We start from the raw sequence: 18594 nt of genomic DNA on the forward strand, positions 1-18594 counted from the left end.
CCCCGGGAGGGCCGCGTACTGAGGCGTTCGGCACACGAGGGCGGGCTGCTCTCCTGCCGTCCGGCTGACGGAGTGTCATGACCTTGGACGGCGACGGGCCAGCGGCTCAACGAGATTATTCACCAGGCAACCTCGGCGAAAAGGGAACGTTCACTCACATGTATGAATTAGCGCTGCGATATCAGTGAAACAGAGGAAAAAGGCGGATTAGCCGCGCAGTGAGCGACACCCGTGGATACCGTCCACTGTCAACGACCCGCATCGCGATGGTGTCCGGCACGGCTGTCGGCCATCGATGGCGTCACGTGTGTCCCCTCCTGAGGAGCGACCCCCATGCCTGTTCCACCGGTCGCAGACCCGGCCCTGCCCGTCTTCGTCGTCCCACCCATGCGTCTGCCGTTCGCAGGGCCACCAGCGCGTTCGGACGCCGAGACTCTGCGCCGCGAAGCGATCGGCTGGGCCGAACGGCACGGCTTGATCGGCCGCCGGGGCCGGGCCAGGCTGACGGAATCCGGCGTGTTGAGCCTGGCGATCGCACTGGCAGGTCCCGCACCGGCGCCCGGTGTCGCGGTCCTGATGGACTGGTTCCTCTGGGCGCTGGTCCTCGACGACCGGATCGACGACGGGCCGTGGGCCGAAGGCGGAGTGCTGGAGCGTTTCACTGCCGAGGTCGAGTCGATCGTGGGCGCAGGGGCCACCTCTGCCGACCTTGACCCGATGCTTGCCGTGCTGGCCGCCGATCTGTGGCCACGCACCTGTGACCTCGATGGTCCGCGGTGGCTGGAGCGCATGCGCCGCGATCTGCTGCAACATCTCGATGCCCAGCGGGCATTGGTGCGCCTGCGGGAGCGCGGGGAGCGCAGCACCGTGGCTGAGTACACCCGGCTGCGGCGCGACGCGTTCGGCGCCCTGCTGTTCTTCGACCTGATCGAGGCCGCCGACGGCGCCGTCCAGCCGGCCGCCCCCTGCGGCGAGGGATGCTGGGAAGAACTGCGCGCCCTCGCGGCGGACGTCATCGCATGGACCAACGACATCCACTCCGTCGCGAAGGACATCGTCCACGGCGAACCATTCAACCTGGTGGCGATCCTCGCTGAGGAACGCCGCCTGCCGTGGCAGGGCGCCCTCGACACGGCCCGCGACATGGTCATGGCAGCGGTGGACCGCTTCACCGCCTGCAAACTCCGCCACCTCGGTCACCTGCCACCTTCCGGCCCCCGGGCCGTGGCGCAGACAGCCGCCGCCGAACGGCTCGAACAGATGATGCGCGCGTCCGCCGACTGGCATCGCAGCGTCTCCCGCTACCACCTGCGGGCTGCCACCCGACGACCGTACGGCAGCAGCCTGGTGGACACTGCACGAACGCCGCCCACGCTGAAGTCCCGCGCTTTCGAGATCGACCCGTACCCGCTGTACCGGCGCCTGCGCGAGACCATGCCCCTCGCCTACGACGAACCCACCGACACCTGGTTGCTGAGCCGGCACGCGGACGTCCGCACGGCGCTGACCGACCAGAGGTTCAGCAACGCGAACTACACCTGGCAGATCGCCCCGCTGCTGGGGCACAGCATCGTCTCCATGGACGGCAAGGAACATGCCGCCCACCGGGCACTCCTCACTCCCGCCTTTCGCAGCCGAGCCCTGGCTCTCCTCCAGGACTCCATCGCCGAGGTGACGGGACGCCTCATCGCCCAACTGCGCGGCCGCGAAAGCGCCGACCTGGTGGCCGAGTTCACCACCCCGCTGCCCATCCAGGTGATGGCCCGCGCCCTCGGTCTGCCGGCCGAAACTCCGGAGGAGGTTGCCCGGCTCAAGAAGTGGTGCACCGTGGGCTTCTCCTACATGGGCAACTACCGGCAGGACCCGAGTCTGCTGTCCCACGGCCTCGCCAACCGCGACGACTTCTACGACTATCTCCAGCCCCACCTGGAGGCTCGGCGCACCCGTCCCGGCGAGGACCTGATCTCCGCGATGCTGGCCGCCACGGTAGACGGCCGTCCGCTGCCACAGGAGTACATCCGCGGGTGCTGCGCCATCCTGATGACCGCAGGCAGCGAAACCAGCCACGGCACACTGGCCAACCTGCTCATGAACGTCCTGGACGTCCCCGGCCTGCTCGACACCGTGCGCGACGACCCCGCAACGACCGACTTGGCGCTCGCGGAGACCCTGCGCCGCAACCCGTCCCTGCAGCTGGTGCTCCGCCAGACCCGTGAGCCGGTCGATCTGCCCTCCGGCACCGTGCCAGGGGGTGCCACCGTCGCCTGCCTGATCGGTTCGGCCAACCGGGACCCACAGCATTTCCCGAACCCGGACACCTTCGACCTGCACCGCGCCGGCGAGCGCCCGGACCGGGAGTACGGCGGCGGCGCCACCCACTTCGCGTTCGGGGCGGGCCGGCACTTCTGCCTCGGCTCGCATCTGGCCCGTGCCGAAATCACGACCGGTCTGCGGCTCCTGCTCGCCGAGTTCCCCCACCTGCGCTGGGCGCCCGGCTTCAGGCCGGTGGAGACCGGGTTCCTCAACCGCTGCCCCGACCGCCTGGAGGTTGCCCTGTGACACAGACCTCGCCAACGGACTCCGCCTCCCTCCCCGCTCCGCGGGAAGTCAACGGCACTGCGAACGACGGGGGTTACGGGGCCAGCTACGTCGCCCACCACGTCCCTGGTGAACACGCCCGGCTGCGGGCCCTCGAGGACGCGTTCGATGCGGACACCACCCGCGTGTTCAGCGAACTCGACCTGCCTACTGACGCCCGGTGCCTCGAACTGGGCGCCGGAGCCGGATCGGTCGCCGCCTGGCTGGCCCGCCACCGCCCGCTCGGGCAGATCACCGCGACCGACACCGACACACGCTTCCTGCGCTTTCCCTCCTCGGCACCGATCACGGTGGCCCAACACGATGTCCGGCACGACGACTTCCCGCCCGAGACGTTCGACCTCGTCCACGCCCGTGCCCTGCTGTGCCACCTGCCCCAGCGCCAGGAACTCCTCGCCCGGGCCGCCGGCTGGGTCCGCCCAGGCGGATGGCTGGTCATCGAGGACCTCTCCGTACGACCGGTCGACACTTCCCCGCATTCCCTGTTCAGGAAGGTCACGCGGGCCGGTGAAGCACTCCTGGCAGCCACCGTCGGCTCCGACCTGCGCTGGGCTGACACCCTCGCCGACCGGGTCCTCGACCTCGGCATGGAAGACATCAAGACCACGACCGCTCCGGGAACCGTCGGTGACCACAGCGCAACCGACGCCTTCTGGACGGCGACCTTCGACCAAGCCGTTCCCGCCCTGCTGGGCAGAGGCTTCCTCACGCCCCAGGAGATCGACGCCATGCGCGCACTGCACCACACCCCCGGCTTCACCGACATCGGCATCTCTCTGGTCTCCGTCCGAGGCCGCAAGCCGCAGGACCGCTGACCCGAAACGGGCCGCACCTCTGACCCTCGACAACCGAGGCAGTTTCTGGCGTACTCCGGAACCGTCCCGTCAGCGGTTCAGCAGAGTCATCAAGCTCCGGTTCACGCGGCCTGCGGGGGCGAGGTCCTCGTCGCGCTCGGCGAGTTCGGAGCGGGGTCCAGGATCCGCTGTCCCAGCTCGCCGATGTGGTGGGTGGGTGTTCGACGACGGCGGAGGCAGCGAGCCCGGCGCTTCGGAGCCACGACTGGACCGTGCCAGAAGAAGGTCGCCAAGCAGGGCAGGGAGGTGGTCCTGATCGACGGCACCCTCATCCGCGTCGGCACGGCCGATCGGCGGAACTCCTCCGGCAAGCGCCGCAGGCTGGCCTGTACTTCCTCGCTCGCTCCAAAATGAGAACGACCGCCTGATCTGAATACCCGCGGCCCGGCCGGTTGGCGAAGCCGTACTCGAAGGCGGCGCGTTCGCGGCTCCGCAGGCGGTTCACTTTCTTCTCGTCGGTGCGTTTGTGGTTCTTCGTGGCTTTGCGGCCGGTGATGATCACCGAGTCGTCGTCGGGCTGGTCGTCGATCAGCCCGACGAACAGCTGGCCATGGGCCTTGTGCTTGCCTGAGTAGTTCGTGCGGTTCTCCGTCCCGGTGCGGCGCCGGGTGCGGACCAGGGTGCCGTCCAGCAGGACGACCACGCCGCCCCGTCTGGCGATCTTCTTCAGGGCGCGGTCCAGGCGCGGGGCGCGGGCGGCAAGAAGCCGCAGGGCCTCCTCAACCCAGCGGCGCACGGTGGAAGCGGAGATCTGGTTGCCGCCGCCAGATCGGAAAGCCGCTGGTCATGGCGGAGGACGGCGAGCACGATGACGGCCTGGGTGCCGCCATTCTGGCCGGTTAGCGGCCCGCTCCGGTGCCGACCAGCCAGCCCCGGCAGGGCGAGTTTGCGCAGTTGCCTACGAACCGGTTCGACCTTGCCAGGCGTGAGTTCACGGCCCAGCGCCCTCGCTACGTCCTTGGCCATCACCGGGCCGTCCGCGCCGGCGACGATATCCATGATCCGCCGGTAGTCCGAGGCCAGGACTTCCAACCCCACTCCGTCCACACGGGCCGGAACCAGACGCATCCCTGCCGCCCCCGGCGTCACAGCCCTCCGGCTCCACGATGCCCGACGGCCTCCGCCCGCAGTCCGTCGCTTCGGCCCACTGGCCGTACACCACCTCGGCAGCATCCAGCCGGGCCACCTCGACGTCGATCTCCGCCAGTTCCTTGCGCAGCTCAGCCCGCTCAGCCAGCCGCACCCGCCGCTCGATCGTCCACGTCAGCACATCCGTCATGCACATCCTCAGGTCGCCACGGCCGCGTTCTTCGCGTTCTCCACCTACACCGCGGCGACCACCAACAGTGACCGGGCGGCCCAGCTCGGACAGGTCATCCTGATGGTGCTCCTGGGCTGCGACATCGGCCTACTCGTGAACCTGTGCATCGCACCACCGCTGCGCTACCGCAGCGCCGAGCAGGGGCTTCGCGCTTTGGCCGGGGAGCTCGGTGTCATACTGCTCCCACAGCCACTTGGACGGCGTACCCCTGAGCCTTTGCGGCCGGATGAGTGACGCCGCTAGCTGCGGGTACTCCACGCCCATCGCAGGGGAGACCCTTGCCGCGTTGGCGGGTCTGTCCATGCGCAAACGAAGATGAGCTGTGTGTACGACATGTGCAGGCCGGGCACACGTGGTGGCGGCCCGGCCGCACCCAGGGGTCGAGTCCGGCCATGGCATGAAGACCAGTCGGCGGAGGTGCGGTGAAGAACGATCAGCACGAGCAGGAGACCTGTACGGCCCGAGTCAGGGGAGCCGTTCACCGGTTCGGCAGAGCCTACGCTCCGCATGAGGACCGTCGGCTTGGGGGCCATTTCGCCGCCGTCGCCGCGTTTGGCGTGTACGCAACCGCCTGGGGGGCTGCGGCTGCCCGGCGAAAGGTGAAGGTCTCGGACCGCTGCGAGCCCTGGGACGTCCTGCTGACGGCGGCAGCTGTATTCCGCTTGAGCCGCCTGCTCAGTAAGGGGTCGGTGACAAGTCCGCTTCGGGCACCGTTCACTCGCTATGAGTCGGCGACCGGCCCCGCCGAAGTGAGCGAGAGCCCTCGTGGAGGGAATGTCAGGTCGACCGTGGGCGAGTTGATCACCTGCCCGTTCTGCCTGAGCGTCTGGCTGACGACTACTTTCACCGGCGCCCGTCTGCTGTGGCCGAGCGCCACACGTGCCGCCACGGGCGCTCTCACTTCCCTGGCGATCGCCGACACCATGCAGCTCGGCTACGACTGCCTGCTTCAGAAGAATGGCGAATGAGCCGCCTTCCTTCGGGCCCGTGCGCTGCACGGTCGGTCGTTCTGGTCCAGCTGCTTCGGCGACGGCGCCCCGGCCAGCGTTGTTCTGACGCACGCTGTACCGAGGAACGTGGAGGCGCTGCAGTCGCCGACCGGCGCCCCTGTACCCACTTGTCGAGGCAGGGGGCCCACCTCGGTACAGCGGCCGGGGCGCATTGTTGCGTGGCGCTGTCCGGGGACCGGACCCGAGAGGGCGGCTAGTGTCCTGCGCCGGATCGAGTCGTCGCAGATCAGTCGGCCGTGTCAGTGCCCGGTCGCATACTGACGTCCATGCAGATATCGGCGTACACACTCAAGCGGGCCTGGCACGAGGTGGCCGATGGCTCTGACGTGCTCGACTACGCGATGCTTCCGCCCATCGGCACCTCACCCGACCAGTACGAGCAGCATGTGGGCGAGCCGCACGGGCGTCTCTTCCTGGTCCTGGACGGCCATGGCACGGTACACGGCCACATCGGTCCCTACCGGGAGGTCTTCGCCACTCAGGACCTGGATCAGGTGCTGGCCTTCGCCGCCGAGGACGCAGTCCGCAAGCTTGCCGAGCACATGGCAGCCCGGTCCCCTGGCTGCGGCCCGGTGGCCAATCTCGTCTCCGGGCAGGCCGGGTTGCTGGACCGGATCAATCCCGCCTGGGGCAGCAGATTCCGCAACGGCGGCATGGACGGGACGCGGCCCGCCGCTGCGTGCGGACGCGACCCGCTGGAGCGCCTCGCCTGGATCGCCGGCAGCTGGCGCGAGCAGAACCCCTACACCCACCTCGCCTTCTTCCGCGGCGAAAGCATCAGTGCCGAACAGATTGCCCTGCTCCACGGAGCCGACCCCGCACAAATCGCCGCCGGGACCCGCTTCGCGGACCTGCCCGGCGTGGACGGCGGGACCTTCGACAACTGGGACGTCGTCTGGGAGACCTGCTGCTTCGGGCAGGCCGGCGGCTGGGCGTTCCTCATGTACCACGAGACCCCCGGCTCCGGGCCCGATCCTGAAGCTCTCGCCCGGCTCGGCGTCACCGAGACGGTGCATCTGAGCGCCACCTCCGCGAAGGGCATCTACACCTTCGACTACATGCGCAACGGCCGCCGCATCGACGACGACTGGGGCGTCCTGGAGCTGATCTGGTACGACCGCGGCCGCGCCCCCTACTTCCGAGGCGGTCAGCTCGACTTTTTCAACCAGGCCGTACGCCGCGCCGAACTGGACCACCCCGAACTCACCAGCGAGTTCGAGCTGTACTTCCACGCCCTGGAGGACGCTTTCGGCCTCCAACTGCCCCGGCAGGACATCCAGCAGGGAACGGTGCGGGCAGCGCAGTGGGCACGCCGCGACAGTTGACAGTCCTGTCCCGAAACCTGCCGAGGACCGTGGCATGTCATGACGGGGCCCGCCTACCCGCGTGCATGACCGCCTCGACGGCCGCGCAGACGTGAGCTGACGTGAAGGGCGCAAGGCAGCGATCCACGTTTCTCACGTTACCTACGTCGCGCCTCAGTTGACATTGAACCGTGCGCCCCTGCGTCACCGCACAGCAGCGCCCCCCGGCAGCCGGACCTGAGCCGCCACGTTCGGCTCGGCGCAACGCCGCGCTCGGCTTGGCCCTGCACGGCTTGACGGTCTCGGAGGGCTCGACGCGCGCGGGCCGCAAGCTGTGGGGGCTGACCACCGCCGGCCTCCAGCCGCGGCCCAGGTGCTGGAGCACCCGCTGCACGAGATTTTCGACCGGGGCACCATCACCATGACCCCGGCCCGGGTGCTGCCCGGCGTTGAAAATGCCGACGATGCCGACGAACTCTGACGGCGAAGCCCCGCCGGTTGGTGTTCCGGCGGGGCCGTCGTCGGTGAGGTGTCGTTCTTCTTCGGCAAGGTGCCGATGGATCACTCAGCAGTCAAACACCGACCAGCAGATGTCATTGCGCAATCGCTGGTCGTCAAGTACGAGCTCGCGAATCGTCTCCGGGAGCTGGTCGCGCTGCCACTGGCACTCGAGTCGCCCCGCGGCCTCACTCTCGTCTTTTGGCGCAGCCGCGCGTGCGGCCTTGATTGCATAGGCGGCCGCACCGAGTTCGTGCGCGGCGACGTGGGCGACGACTGCGGCCTGGCCGGCGGCGTAGGCGGCATGCCGTGCTTCGCCACGTAAGTCTCGAGCGGCGCCCATTGCATGGCCGCCTGCCGCGCGGGCCTGCATCATCTTGACCTCGCCACGCGCCCAAGCGCGGGCATGCTTGATCGCCCGGCGCGGTCGTGGGTCCTTCCGCCCCACATCCGAGGATGCGCACCCGCGACCGTGCACACCCGGAGCGAAGCCTGCAAACCCGGTGGTCGATCCGCAAGTTCGGCTACCGATTCCCGGCCGGACGAGAGGAGTTCTCAGGCGCCGACCACCTCGCTCACGGACGCGCGGGCGGCGACCTCGTAGACGAGGTTCTTGCCGGTGGCGAACGCGGCGACGAGGGCCTGCAGGGAAAGGCTGTTGACCGCCCGCGGACAGCCGCGCGAGGTCGTGTGGATCAGGGGCAGGGCGTCCTCGGTGAACAGCTGGTCCGAAGCCTCCCCCTGCACCGGGGCGAGACGATCACGCTGGACGAGTTCGCGGATGGTACGTGGTAGCAATTGGTGGACGCGGTCTCGGTACTGCGTCGATAACGAGGTGCAGATGACCGCAGACGAGTCCCTCACCCACCCAGAACTTCTACAAAACGACTACGCCGCGTATCACCGCGGGTGGGCGCCCCCCGGGCCCTGAACGAGCTCATAAGCCGGCATCAGACCAGGTCGTCCGGCGTCGATGTGCGACTGACGACCTGGACACCTCGGCAACGGCACTCCGTGCCGGATCGACGACGAAGCGGCGCGGGCTTCACCGCGTCGGGCGGGACATCGGCCACCTGTTTCCCTGTGTGCCCCGGCAGTCCGGCGACAACAAGCGACTCATCCATCTGGGGCGGCGCCGCCGACCGGTGAGGTGTCAGACTGGCGGTGCAGGTCGGGGTGTGTGGCCGGGGGAGGAGAACCGCGTTGGGCTTGCTGATCGAGAGTCGCCCGTCGGAACTGCCGTACATCGACCGGGTGTGGCGCAGTCGCAGCGACGATGTCAGCCGGATGATGTCGGTCGCGACATCGCACTGGGAGCTCGTGTTCTGGGAACACCGAGGTGAGGTGCGGGCGGCCGTTCTGGGCCCGGAGGCGAAGGCGTCAATCGCGCCGGTCCCCAAAGACGCTGTCTTCTTCGGGATGAGTTTCGCGTTGGGTACGTCGATGCCGCACATCCCGGTCAGCCGACTGGTGGGAGGCAACGCGACGATCCCCGATGTGACCCGGCGTTCGCTGTGGCTGAAGGGGTCAGCCTGGCATGTCCCCGACTACGACAACGCAGAGGCGTTCGTGCGGCGCATGGTGCGCGAGGGAATCGTGGACGTGGACCCCGTCGTGCCCGCGGTGCTCGGGGGAGCCTGCCCGGATGTTTCCGATCGCACCCTGCAGCGGCGCTTCCTCGCGACGACCGGCCTGACCCGGGGTGCCGTCCGGCAGATCCACCGCGCCCGCCAGGCGGCGGTGCTGGTCCAGGAGGGGGTGCCGGCGCAGGAGGTCGTGCACCTGCTGGGGTACTTCGACCAGCCGCATCTGGCGCGGTCCTTGAAGCGGTACGTGGGGCGCACCGCCACCCAGTTGAGCGCACCGGACGCGGCGGAGCCGCTGTCGCTTCTGTACAAGACCTGACCCGTGTGGCCTGTCTAGTGTCCCTGACGTAGCCGACGGGGTCGGCCCGCCCCGGCCGGGGCGGGCGGAAACCCCTGATCTCAACCGGAGGAATCATGCGCAAGGTTGTCTCGGGTCTGTTCGTCTCGCTCGACGGCGTCGCCCAGTCGCCGAACGAGTGGCAGTTCGCGTTCGATGAGGAGATGGGGGCGGCGCTGGCGGAGACGCTGGAGACGGCCGACACGATTCTCCTGGGCGGGGTGACGTTCACCGAGTGGGCCGGGTACTGGCCGACAGTGACCAGCGGGCAGGACGCCGGCTTCGCGAAGTGGATCAACGAATCGCCCAAGTACGTCGTCTCCTCCACGCTGGACAGCGTCGAGGACTGGGCCAACAGCACGCTGATCAAGGGCGATCTGGCGACCGCGGTCGACGAGCTCAAGGCGGGCGACGGCAAGGACATAACCGTCGCGGGCAGCCCGACGCTGGTGCGCTCGCTGCTGGAACTGGATCTGCTCGACGAGCTGGTGCTGCTGATCCATCCCGTGGTGGCAGGCGAGGGCCGCAAGAAGCTGTTCGCCGACGACGCCGCGTTGAAGAGGCTGCAGTTGGTGAGCGCCCGGCCCACCAGCAGCGGGGTGATCATCGCGACCTACCGCCCGGCACGCTGAGCCGGAACGAACCGGGGCGAGGACACACGCACCAGCTGTACGAGACCGCGTGGCGGGGCGCCTGATCCGCTGCCCCGCCCAGCCGTCGTGGTGCGCAAGGCCGACCGGGTCATCACGGTGATGAGTGCCCAGTTCAGTGTGCTTCGCCAGTGGACCAAGAAGCCATCGGCGACCCGCTGAGCTGGGATGATTTCGACGTGAATCGCCTCGCCTCGCGAAGTGAAAGACACTGGTCATCGCTAGGATGCGGTCAGCCTGCGAGGTTCGATGCGCTCCTCCACCGCCCTGACTCCGTCGCTTGTGACGATGTAGGCGCCCTTACCGGGAGTTTCCGTCACCGCCTCCACCAATTCCGTTCCGCGGTACACCAGGCCGACTCCGTCGTCTGTGCAGTGAGCAGTAGGTATGGTGCCGTCCGCCACAAGCTGGTGAATCAACGGGCGTCGACCCTCATCCGAGTCGTAGTGCACGCCGTTGCCATACGGCAGGAAAGCGAGTGCGTCCGTGACCGGGCGCAGTTCCGGCCCGAACGAGTCGGTCGCACCCCCCTGAAACCAGCAGAGGGAGCCCGCACTGACTCCGCTGAGCACGACACCGGCCTGCCAGGCACGGTGCATGACGCGGTCCAGGCCATGTGCTCTCCACACCGCGAGCAGGTTGACCACCGAGCCCCCCATGACCCAGACCACATCGTGGTCGAGGATCGAGCCCTCGACGTCTTCAAGGTTGGGCATGGGGAACAGGTGCAGAGGCGTCAGGTCGAATCCCGCTACCCGCGCAGCCTCGGTCATGCGGGTAGTGAAGTGCTCGGCATCCCCGATGGCGGTGCCGACGTACATGATGCGCGGGCGCCGACCATGCACGCCGGAGAGGTCGACCGCATGATGCACCAGAGCATCAAACATCACCCTGGTTCGTCCTCCGACTCGATGTCCGCCGGAAGTCGCGAGGATCGTCGGTTCCAAAGCCGTCATGGCCATGATCGTATCGGCGGCATGCTGACGGATCTGGGTGGGTGCGGTGCGTGCGTCACATGTGACGGGTGCAGCAGGATATTGCCGGCCGCTGGGAACAGGCCGGCATCTTCGAGCAGCTCAACGCCCTGCTGTAGCGCCGGGTCCGCGAGGACGAAGGACGGACACCCGAGCCGACCGGGATGGTCATCGACGCGCAGGGCATCAAGACCTCCACCAATGTCCCCGCCGCCGGCCAGGGCGTCGATGCCGCCGCGAAGATCGTGGGCCGCAAGCGGAGCGTCGTGATCGACACGACCGGCCTGCTGTTGACCGTGCTGGTCACCGCCACCAGCGTTCAGGACACGACGGCCGGCGAGTCCCTGCTCAACCGGATCGCCGTCGCGCGCACCACCATCCGGTAGCAACTTGCCCCTCCAGGCCCAAATGACGTTCCTCCCAAATAAAACCCCGGAACAACGCGGTGGCCTCGTTCGGAAAGCGCCCGCGGGCTCGGACCGCCTTGCGGATGCGGGCGTTCACGCTCTCGATCGCGTTCGTGCTGCAGATGACCTCGCGGATCTCGACGTCGAAGGAGTGATGGCCTGCCTCGTCGAGGAGTTCGAAGTCGGCACCCGCGTTCGGGCCTGGTCGTGCATTTCACGCCGTCTCGTGGCTGGAATGCATCTCAGCTGTCTGGTCCGGCCGATGAGCGGAAATCCTCTGGTGAGCAAGGCTGTTATGGCTGAAATTGGAGCCTGAAACGCACTGACGGCACCTACGACGTGTGGGCGGATCGGATGGGCAGATTTTCATGTAGAAGGGCTCCGTTTGCGGAGTGAGGGTCTTCGTCGGCATCCGCGCTTTTCTGCGTGGGCGGAGGACTCGCCGAGCCGCTTGATGCGCCCGCTTCGACCCTCCCTTTTCTCTCTGATCTCAAGACCCGTACGGCCGGAGAGGGGCGTGCTTCGCCTTGGACGTTTCGACCTCGCTGCCACGCATGCCGGGGGCGCTGCCCATGTTGGGACATGCGGTGCAGTTACTGCGTGATCCGGCCGCGTTCCTGAGTGCCGCGTCCGACCACGGGCCCGTGGTCGAAGTGCTGTTGGGGCCACAGCGGACGGCCCTGGTGTGCGACCCAGAATTGACTCGGCAAGTGCTGGTCCACGACAAGGCATTCGACAAGGGCGGCGTGCTGTACGACCGGTTGCGAGAAGTGACCGGCAACGGCCTGCTGAGCTGTCCCTACGGCGATCACCGACGGCAGCGCCGGCTGCTGCAACCGGCCTTCCACAAGAGCACCATCCCGTTGTTGGCCGATGTCGTCGCGGAGCACGTACGGGACGTGGTGGAATCATGGCGCGACGGCCAGAGCATCGACGTCCCGGCCCAGATGCGGACGATCTCGGCACGGGCCATCGTGGCCACCATGTTCGACGGCTCCCTTCCCGGCCGCCTCACGGAGCTCGCGCTCGCGGACATGACGACCATCACGTCGAACATCTACCGACAGGCGCTCATGCCACGGGCCTTGCGGGGTCTTCCTCTCTTCGGCAACCACCGCTACGCGCAGGCTCGACAGCGGTTGCGCGGGACCCTGGGCGAGGTTATCGCTCGGCGCAGGGTCGCAGGAGATGGTGAGGTCAGCCTGCTGTCACTGGTCCTGGCAGAAGACGCTGCGAACGAAGGCGATCCAGCGGGGGAGCGGAGCCTGTCCGATTCAGAAGTGAGTGACCAGGTGCTCACCTTCTTCACCGCCGGGATGGAGACGACCGGGAATCTGATGGTGTGGGCGATGCATCTGCTGGCCCGTCACCAGGACGTGCAGAGGCGACTGTGGCAGGAGGTGAGCGAGGTCACCGGCGGCGGTCCGACGGCCTTCGAGCATCTGGTGTCACTGGAATTCACGAGGGCCGTGCTGCGTGAGACGCTGCGTCTGTATCCGCTGGCGTGGCTGTTGACCCGGACGGCAACCACTGACGTGCGGCTCGGTGAGCACGATGTCCTGGCCGGGACGACGGTGGCGTTCAGCCAGTACCTTGTACAGCGGCTCGACGCTGTACATCCCCGTCCGGACCAGTTCGACCCCGACCGCTGGGCCGATGACCGCGCCCCGCAGGTGCCACTGGGCGGGTTCATCCCCTTCGGGCTGGGCGCCCGCAAGTGCATCGGCGAGAGCCTCGCCATGGCAGAGGCGACCCTCGCGCTGGCTGCGGTGGTGGCCCGCTGGCATGTCGAGCCCGAGACCGACAGGCCCGTGCGATTCGCGAAGGACATCGTGATCCGGCCGCACGAAATGCGGCTGCGCGTCACACGTCGTAGCCCTGGTAGGCCCTGAATCGTTCGCCGGTCCGGCCGCCTGGCTGTGGTGCCCGCGCGGCGACCGCTCACCTGACCCTGCTCTGCCCTCCCGGACTCTTTCCCGCACAGGTCCGATTCCGCTGCTTGTCCCGTCCGTAGAGAGGTATGCCCATGGACGATCTCGTCCTGCCCCCGACTCGTATCCCTGCCCCCTCTGGCGACTTGAACGGGGCGGCGCACGAGGACGGGACACTGCCTCCGCCTGTGCTCACCGCACTGCTGAACCGCCAGACACGACTCACTCCGGACGCCCCGGCCGTGCGGGACGAAGACGAGACCCTCTCCTACGCGCAACTGAAGCGGGAGTCGATCCAACTCGCCCACCGGCTGCGCGCCGCTGGTGCGCGCCCGGGGGACCACGTCGCCTGCACGCTGCCGCGCGGGGTACGCGCGGTGGTGGCCCAGGTGGCCGCCTTGCGTATGGGGGTGGTCCACATGCCAGTGGACCCGGCTCTTCCGGACGCGCTACTGGCCGGCATGCTGCGCGAAATGGACGCTCGATGGCTGGTGTCCTTGAGTGACCACTGCCCCGTGATCGCCTTCGGCGGGGTACGTCTGGACATCGATCTGCCGCACGTGCGCGCCGAGCTGGCCGCTCAGCCGACCGGCGCCTTCGCGGATCCGGACCCGGCGGACCCCGCCTACGTCATCCACACCTCGGGCACATCGGGACGGCCCAAAGCCGTGACGGTCGGCCACGGGGCGATCTCCCATGCGATGCGGGCCTACGCACGCCGGTACCCGGTGCCCGTCACCACCATGGCGCTGGTCTCGCCCATGACGGTGGACGCCTGCCTGGCGGGCATCTGGTGGACCTTGCTCTCGGGCGGGACGGTCCTGGCCCTGCCCGCCGATCCGGGCAGGGCGATGGCGCGGCTGGCCGAGGTCCTCGAACGCGGGGAGGCCAGTCACACGGTGCTGACGCCCTCGCTCTACCGGCAGGTGCTGGCCGACGTCCGGTCAGAACCCCCCACGTTGCACCAGGTCATGGTGGCCGGGGAGGCATGCCCGCCGGACCTGGTGGCCGAGCACTACCGGGTGCTGCCGCACGTCGAGTTGGTCAACGGCTACGGCCCCACCGAGGCGGCGGTCTGGTGCGCCACGGGGATGTTGCGCCCCGGCGCCCCCGTGACCGTCGGCACCGCGATCGACGGGGTCGACCTGTACATCCTCTCCCCGGACGGCCGAGCCATGGACGAGGGGGAGGTGGGGGAGATCGGCATCGCCGGTCCGACACTGGCCGACGGATACGCAGGCGACGCGGCGTCGACGCAGGAACACTTCGCCCCCTGCGCCGCGGCGGCGGGTCGACGCGTCTACCGCACCGGCGACCGCGGGCGGTTCCGCCCGGACGGCAGCCTGGAGGTGCTGGGCCGCATGGACCGGCAGACAAAGATCCGCGGGCTGCGGGTGGAACCGGACGGCGTCGCGGCGGTTCTGCGTGCCCATCCCCGGGTCCGCGACGCCGTGGTCGCCGCCCACGACGGACGGCTGTGCGCCTATCTGGTGCCCGCGCAGGACCGGGACCGTGCCGCCGCGTCATTGCGCCGTTCCTGGCGGACGCTGATCGACGGCCTGGACCACGAGCGGGAGCACACCGGCTGGACCAGCAGCTACACCGCACAGGACCTGCCCGAGGCAGACATGACCGAATGGGTCGACCAGTGCGTGCGCCTCGCCCGCAGCAGCCGTCCGGACTCCCTGCTGGACCTGGGCTGCGGCACGGGCCTCGTCCTCACCCACCTGGCCCGCGACTGCTCCCGCGTCGTCGGCATCGACATCTCCTCCGCCACACTCGACGCCTTGGCCATGACGCTGGAGCAGCTCGGGCTCGACCATGTCGAGCTCCGCCAGGGCGACGCCGCCGACATCGCCGGGGCAGCCGGCTTCGACCTCGTGCTGTGCAATTCGGTGACGCCCTACTTCACCGACGCCGACCACCTCGCCCGAGTGCTGCGCGCGGCCCTGGACGCGGCGCACCCCACCGGGCGCGTGATCTTCGGCGACGTCAAGGACCTCGGCCTCAAGGACATGCTGCACGCGGCCGTGGTGGTCGCCGGGGCCGACGACCACACGCCTCTGTCGGCGCTGCGCGAGCAGTGGCGCAGGCGGGTGGCCCTCGACCCCCAACTGCACATCTCTCCCGGGTGGTTCTTGCAGGCCGCGCCCGGACAGCAGGTGGAAATCCGGCCCCGCCGCGGCGAACAACGTAACGAGATGAACGACTTCCGCTACGACGCCGTCCTCTCCCCACCGGCCACCGAGCCGCCGCTGGCCATGGACTGGGTTCCGTGGCCGGGCACACTGCCCGCTGCGGCCGCGCTGCTCGTGCCCGGACGGCCGATCGGAGTGGGGGCCGTGCCCGACGCCCGTACCGCGGGCGCCTTCATTCTGCGCGCCCATCTGGCGGCGGACGGCGGCGACCACACGGCCGGGACTCTGCGCGGCCTCGCGGCCCGCGCCGAGAAGGCGGCTGTCCACCCTGAGCAACTGCACGCACTGGCAGCTGAAGCGGGCTGGACGCTGCGTCTTTCGCGAGCGTCCGCCCATCCCGACGGCGCCTTCGATGCCGCGTTCCTTCCCCCGGGCACCCCGGACGCTGACGAGCGGCCCCTGGCCTGGCCCGCCCCCGCCCGCTCCGCCGATGACGGAGCGGAGCTGACCACCGATCCGCTCCGCGTACGACTGGCGGCCCTGGCCGAGGAGGATCTGCTGCCCGACGTGAGGGCCCACGCACAGACGCGATTGGCCGCCCACGAACAACCCGTGGACTATATGGCCCTGACCGAACTTCCCCTCACCGCAGCCGGCAAGACCGACTTCACGGCCCTGCCGCTGCCCAGGGGCGTTCGGCCCGTACTTCCCACCCCCTACGCAGCACCGGCCACCGCGGCGGAGCACACCGCCGCCGAGGTCTTCGCCGAGGTCCTCGGACTGAACCGGGTCGGCGCCCACGACGACTTCGTCCAGCTGGGGGGCGACTCCCTGCTGGCTGTCCGCACTGCCGCCCTGCTGGGCGAACGACTCGGCGTGGACCTACCGCCCCGATGCGTTTTCGACGCCCCGACCCCGTCCGGCATGGCCGGCGTCATCGGTGACCTCCTGTCCACCCCGCCGCAGAGCACCGATCCGACCCCGGACGCGACGACGGGCCGCGAACCGACGGCGGAGGCGGGACCGGCGGAGGGCGAGCAACTTCCCCTGAACGCGACCCAGATGCTGATGTGGGCCATTGACCTGCAGTTCCAACGAGGACTGGTCGCCGGAGCGGACTTCACTCTAGAACTGCACTACCGCATCGTCGGCCCCCTGGACACAGCAGCCCTGAGCGAGGCTGTCGACGCGGTGGTCAACCGGCATCCCGCCCTGCGGGCCGCACTGCGCCTGGAGGGCCTGCCGACGGACTGCCACCAAACGATCGGCCCGTCTCGTACCGACCTCCTGCGCATCGAATCCGCCACCGGACCCGACCCGCAACGCGTTTTGCACCGACTGCACCGGGCCGAACCACTCAGCCTGCACGAGGGGCGCGTTTTCGCCGCAGAGCTCCTCGTCCTGGCTGCCGACCGGCATCTGCTGTGCCTACGCGTCCACCACATGGTCGCCGACGCCCAGTCCGTGGCGCTGATCGAACGCGAGATCGCCCAGCACTACCGGGACACCGTGAACGCGCCGCAGAAAACATCCCCCCGCGGCCACGACATCCCGGCCCCGGCCCTGCTCGCCCCGACGCCCCCCACCGCTCCTCAGGCCGAAGACATCCATTTCTGGAGCGAGCGGGCGAACGGCATGCGGCCCGTCCAGCTCGTCCCCCCGACTGCCCTGCCCACCCCCGGAACCACACCCGGCACCACCCGGGCCCATAGCCTGCTGGTGCCCACCGCCGCCGCCCAACGGTTCCGACATCTGGCCCGTGCCCATCACTGCACTCCGGCCCAGGCTCTCTACGCCCTTACCTGCACGCTGATCGCCCTGGACACCGAAGACCCGGACGTACGCCTGCTCGGCGTCAGCGCGGACCGCCCCGGCCCACTTGCGTACACCGTGTCCCCCCACACCGAAGCCGTCCTGCTGCGCCACACCGTCAACCAGCAGTGGGACGTGGCGGACGCGATCACTGCGGCCGGGGCCACCCTGCGCCGGGCGCTGGCACACAACAGTGCACCGCTGCCCCATCTGGCCGCCCTGATCCCCGATCTCCGGGACGCCTTCAGCCACTCACAGTCCGTCTTCTTCCAGATGCTGCCACCCGCGGACGCACTCCGCCTGGAGGGATGCACGGCCGTGCGCACCGACCAACTGTCCGACGACTTCCCCGGAGGCGTCACCCAGGCCCCGATCGACCTGATGATCCTTGCCCGGGAAGAAGGTTCCCGCCTGCGCCTGGCCGCCCTGCACGACCCCGCCTTCGTACCCGACGACTACGTTCAGCACCTGCTCGAACGCCTGCTCGCCCTGGTCGACGCCGCGCCCCAGGACGACACCGCCCGCCTGTGCGCACTGGTCGCACCCGACCCCTGGCTGTCCGCCCTGTGGCGCACGCCCGCCTCGCGTCCGGCCCACTCACAGCCCTAGTTGTCTCCATCGCCCCAGGTGACATCTCGCCTCAGGAGCATCACTTGACCGCCATCGCACCAGTTGCCCGCTTGACGTCACGTAACGACACTCCCGCCGTGCCCGTGCTGGAGGTCGCTTTGCCTCGCCCCTCGCGATCCCCGATTACCGGCTCCCTCGCTGAGTTCTACCTCACGGGTATAGCCGGTGGACGAAAGTGCGCGTGTGGTGGGCCCGACGGGGTGGGGGCCCCTGGCAGACGGTGTAAGGGCGCTTCCGGCGCCGGCAACGAGATGTCTGGGTCGACGGTCCTGACCGAGTTGCGAGCACAGGCGGATGCCGCCGGTGCGATCACTTGGGACGTGAATGTCGAGTCCACGATCTGCCGGGCCCATCAGCACGCGGCCGGTGCCCGGCGGGACAGCCGGACCCAGAAGGAACCGCCGGGCGGCAACCTGACTGAACCGGACGGTCACGGCCTGGGCCGGCCCGCGGGGCCGGCCCACGAAGATTCATCTGGCCTGAGAACAAGGACAGAAGCCATTGCCGCTGCTGGTCACCGCAGGGCGGCGGGGTGACAGCCCGC

General features: G+C 69.0%; 12 protein-coding genes and 4 pseudogenes. 10 read left to right on the forward strand and 6 right to left on the reverse strand.

The genetic code is table 11. The features are described from left to right. Window positions 1-333: 333 nt before the first annotated feature. Both ACZ45E_RS26755 and ACZ45E_RS26760 read left to right on the forward strand, forming a co-directional pair. A complete protein-coding gene (locus ACZ45E_RS26755) occupies window positions 334-2559 on the forward strand; it encodes a cytochrome P450 (RefSeq protein WP_468224961.1) in 2226 nt (741 codons plus the stop codon). Beyond that, complete coding sequence (locus ACZ45E_RS26760; RefSeq protein ID WP_468224963.1) at window positions 2556-3413, forward strand: class I SAM-dependent methyltransferase; 858 nt, start codon at window positions 2556-2558, stop codon at window positions 3411-3413. The genes ACZ45E_RS26755 and ACZ45E_RS26760 overlap by 4 nt, the downstream gene beginning before the upstream one ends. Before the next feature lie 307 nt (window positions 3414-3720). On the opposite strand, the gene ACZ45E_RS26765 is transcribed toward ACZ45E_RS26760, so the two are convergent. Next, the gene (locus ACZ45E_RS26765; protein ID WP_468224965.1) at window positions 3721-4095 is read right to left on the reverse strand and encodes a hypothetical protein; all 375 of its coding nucleotides are present in this window, start codon (window positions 4093-4095) and stop codon (window positions 3721-3723) included. 23 nt (window positions 4096-4118) lie between these two features. Continuing rightward, window positions 4119-4484 (reverse strand): hypothetical protein, encoded by a 366-nt coding sequence (locus ACZ45E_RS26770; RefSeq protein ID WP_468224967.1) that lies wholly within the window; start codon window positions 4482-4484, stop codon window positions 4119-4121. A gap of 256 nt (window positions 4485-4740) precedes the next feature. On the opposite strand from ACZ45E_RS26770, the pseudogene ACZ45E_RS26775 reads away from it, so the two are divergent. The 3 genes and pseudogenes from ACZ45E_RS26775 to ACZ45E_RS26785 form a co-directional block, all read left to right on the forward strand. After that, window positions 4741-4953, forward strand: a pseudogene (locus tag ACZ45E_RS26775) (hypothetical protein); the annotation flags it as partial. A 419-nt stretch (window positions 4954-5372) separates the two neighbouring features. Continuing rightward, on the forward strand, window positions 5373-5741 hold the full coding sequence (locus tag ACZ45E_RS26780) for a DUF1360 domain-containing protein (RefSeq protein WP_468225116.1): 369 nt from the start codon (window positions 5373-5375) through the stop codon (window positions 5739-5741). A 308-nt stretch (window positions 5742-6049) separates the two neighbouring features. After that, entirely contained in the window at window positions 6050-7108 is a 1059-nt protein-coding gene (locus ACZ45E_RS26785) for a hypothetical protein (RefSeq protein WP_468224970.1), read from the forward strand. Window positions 7109-7652: 544 nt separating this feature from the next. Here ACZ45E_RS26785 and ACZ45E_RS26790 read toward each other — a convergent pair. Further along, window positions 7653-8024: pseudogene (locus ACZ45E_RS26790) on the reverse strand (putative immunity protein); the annotation flags it as partial. A 116-nt stretch (window positions 8025-8140) separates the two neighbouring features. Next, on the reverse strand, window positions 8141-8383 hold the full coding sequence (locus ACZ45E_RS26795) for a hypothetical protein (RefSeq protein WP_468224971.1): 243 nt from the start codon (window positions 8381-8383) through the stop codon (window positions 8141-8143). 405 nt (window positions 8384-8788) lie between these two features. Here ACZ45E_RS26795 and ACZ45E_RS26800 point away from each other — a divergent pair, with 405 nt between their 5' ends. Both ACZ45E_RS26800 and ACZ45E_RS26805 read left to right on the forward strand, forming a co-directional pair. Continuing rightward, the gene (locus ACZ45E_RS26800; protein WP_468224973.1) at window positions 8789-9490 is read left to right on the forward strand and encodes a helix-turn-helix domain-containing protein; all 702 of its coding nucleotides are present in this window, start codon (window positions 8789-8791) and stop codon (window positions 9488-9490) included. Window positions 9491-9585: 95 nt separating this feature from the next. Beyond that, complete coding sequence (locus tag ACZ45E_RS26805) at window positions 9586-10140, forward strand: dihydrofolate reductase family protein (RefSeq protein ID WP_468224975.1); 555 nt, start codon at window positions 9586-9588, stop codon at window positions 10138-10140. Window positions 10141-10379: 239 nt separating this feature from the next. On the opposite strand, the gene ACZ45E_RS26810 is transcribed toward ACZ45E_RS26805, so the two are convergent. Next, entirely contained in the window at window positions 10380-11114 is a 735-nt protein-coding gene (locus tag ACZ45E_RS26810; RefSeq protein WP_468224977.1) for a Type 1 glutamine amidotransferase-like domain-containing protein, read from the reverse strand. Between the two features lie 89 nt (window positions 11115-11203). Here ACZ45E_RS26810 and ACZ45E_RS26815 point away from each other — a divergent pair. Next, window positions 11204-11515: pseudogene (locus tag ACZ45E_RS26815) on the forward strand (transposase); the annotation flags it as partial. Window positions 11516-11570: 55 nt separating this feature from the next. Here ACZ45E_RS26815 and ACZ45E_RS26820 read toward each other — a convergent pair. Further along, window positions 11571-11687 (reverse strand): annotated as a pseudogene (locus ACZ45E_RS26820) (transposase); the annotation flags it as partial. Window positions 11688-12066: 379 nt separating this feature from the next. Between ACZ45E_RS26820 and ACZ45E_RS26825 the strand changes: the two are divergent. Next, on the forward strand, window positions 12067-13431 hold the full coding sequence (locus ACZ45E_RS26825) for a cytochrome P450 (RefSeq protein ID WP_468224979.1): 1365 nt from the start codon (window positions 12067-12069) through the stop codon (window positions 13429-13431). A gap of 227 nt (window positions 13432-13658) precedes the next feature. Continuing rightward, window positions 13659-18029, forward strand: coding sequence for a non-ribosomal peptide synthetase (locus ACZ45E_RS26830; RefSeq protein ID WP_468224982.1), 4371 nt, complete (start codon window positions 13659-13661; stop codon window positions 18027-18029). Window positions 18030-18594: the final 565 nt, after the last annotated feature.

It is taken from the genome of Streptomyces sp. NPDC030991 (assembly GCF_055571235.1).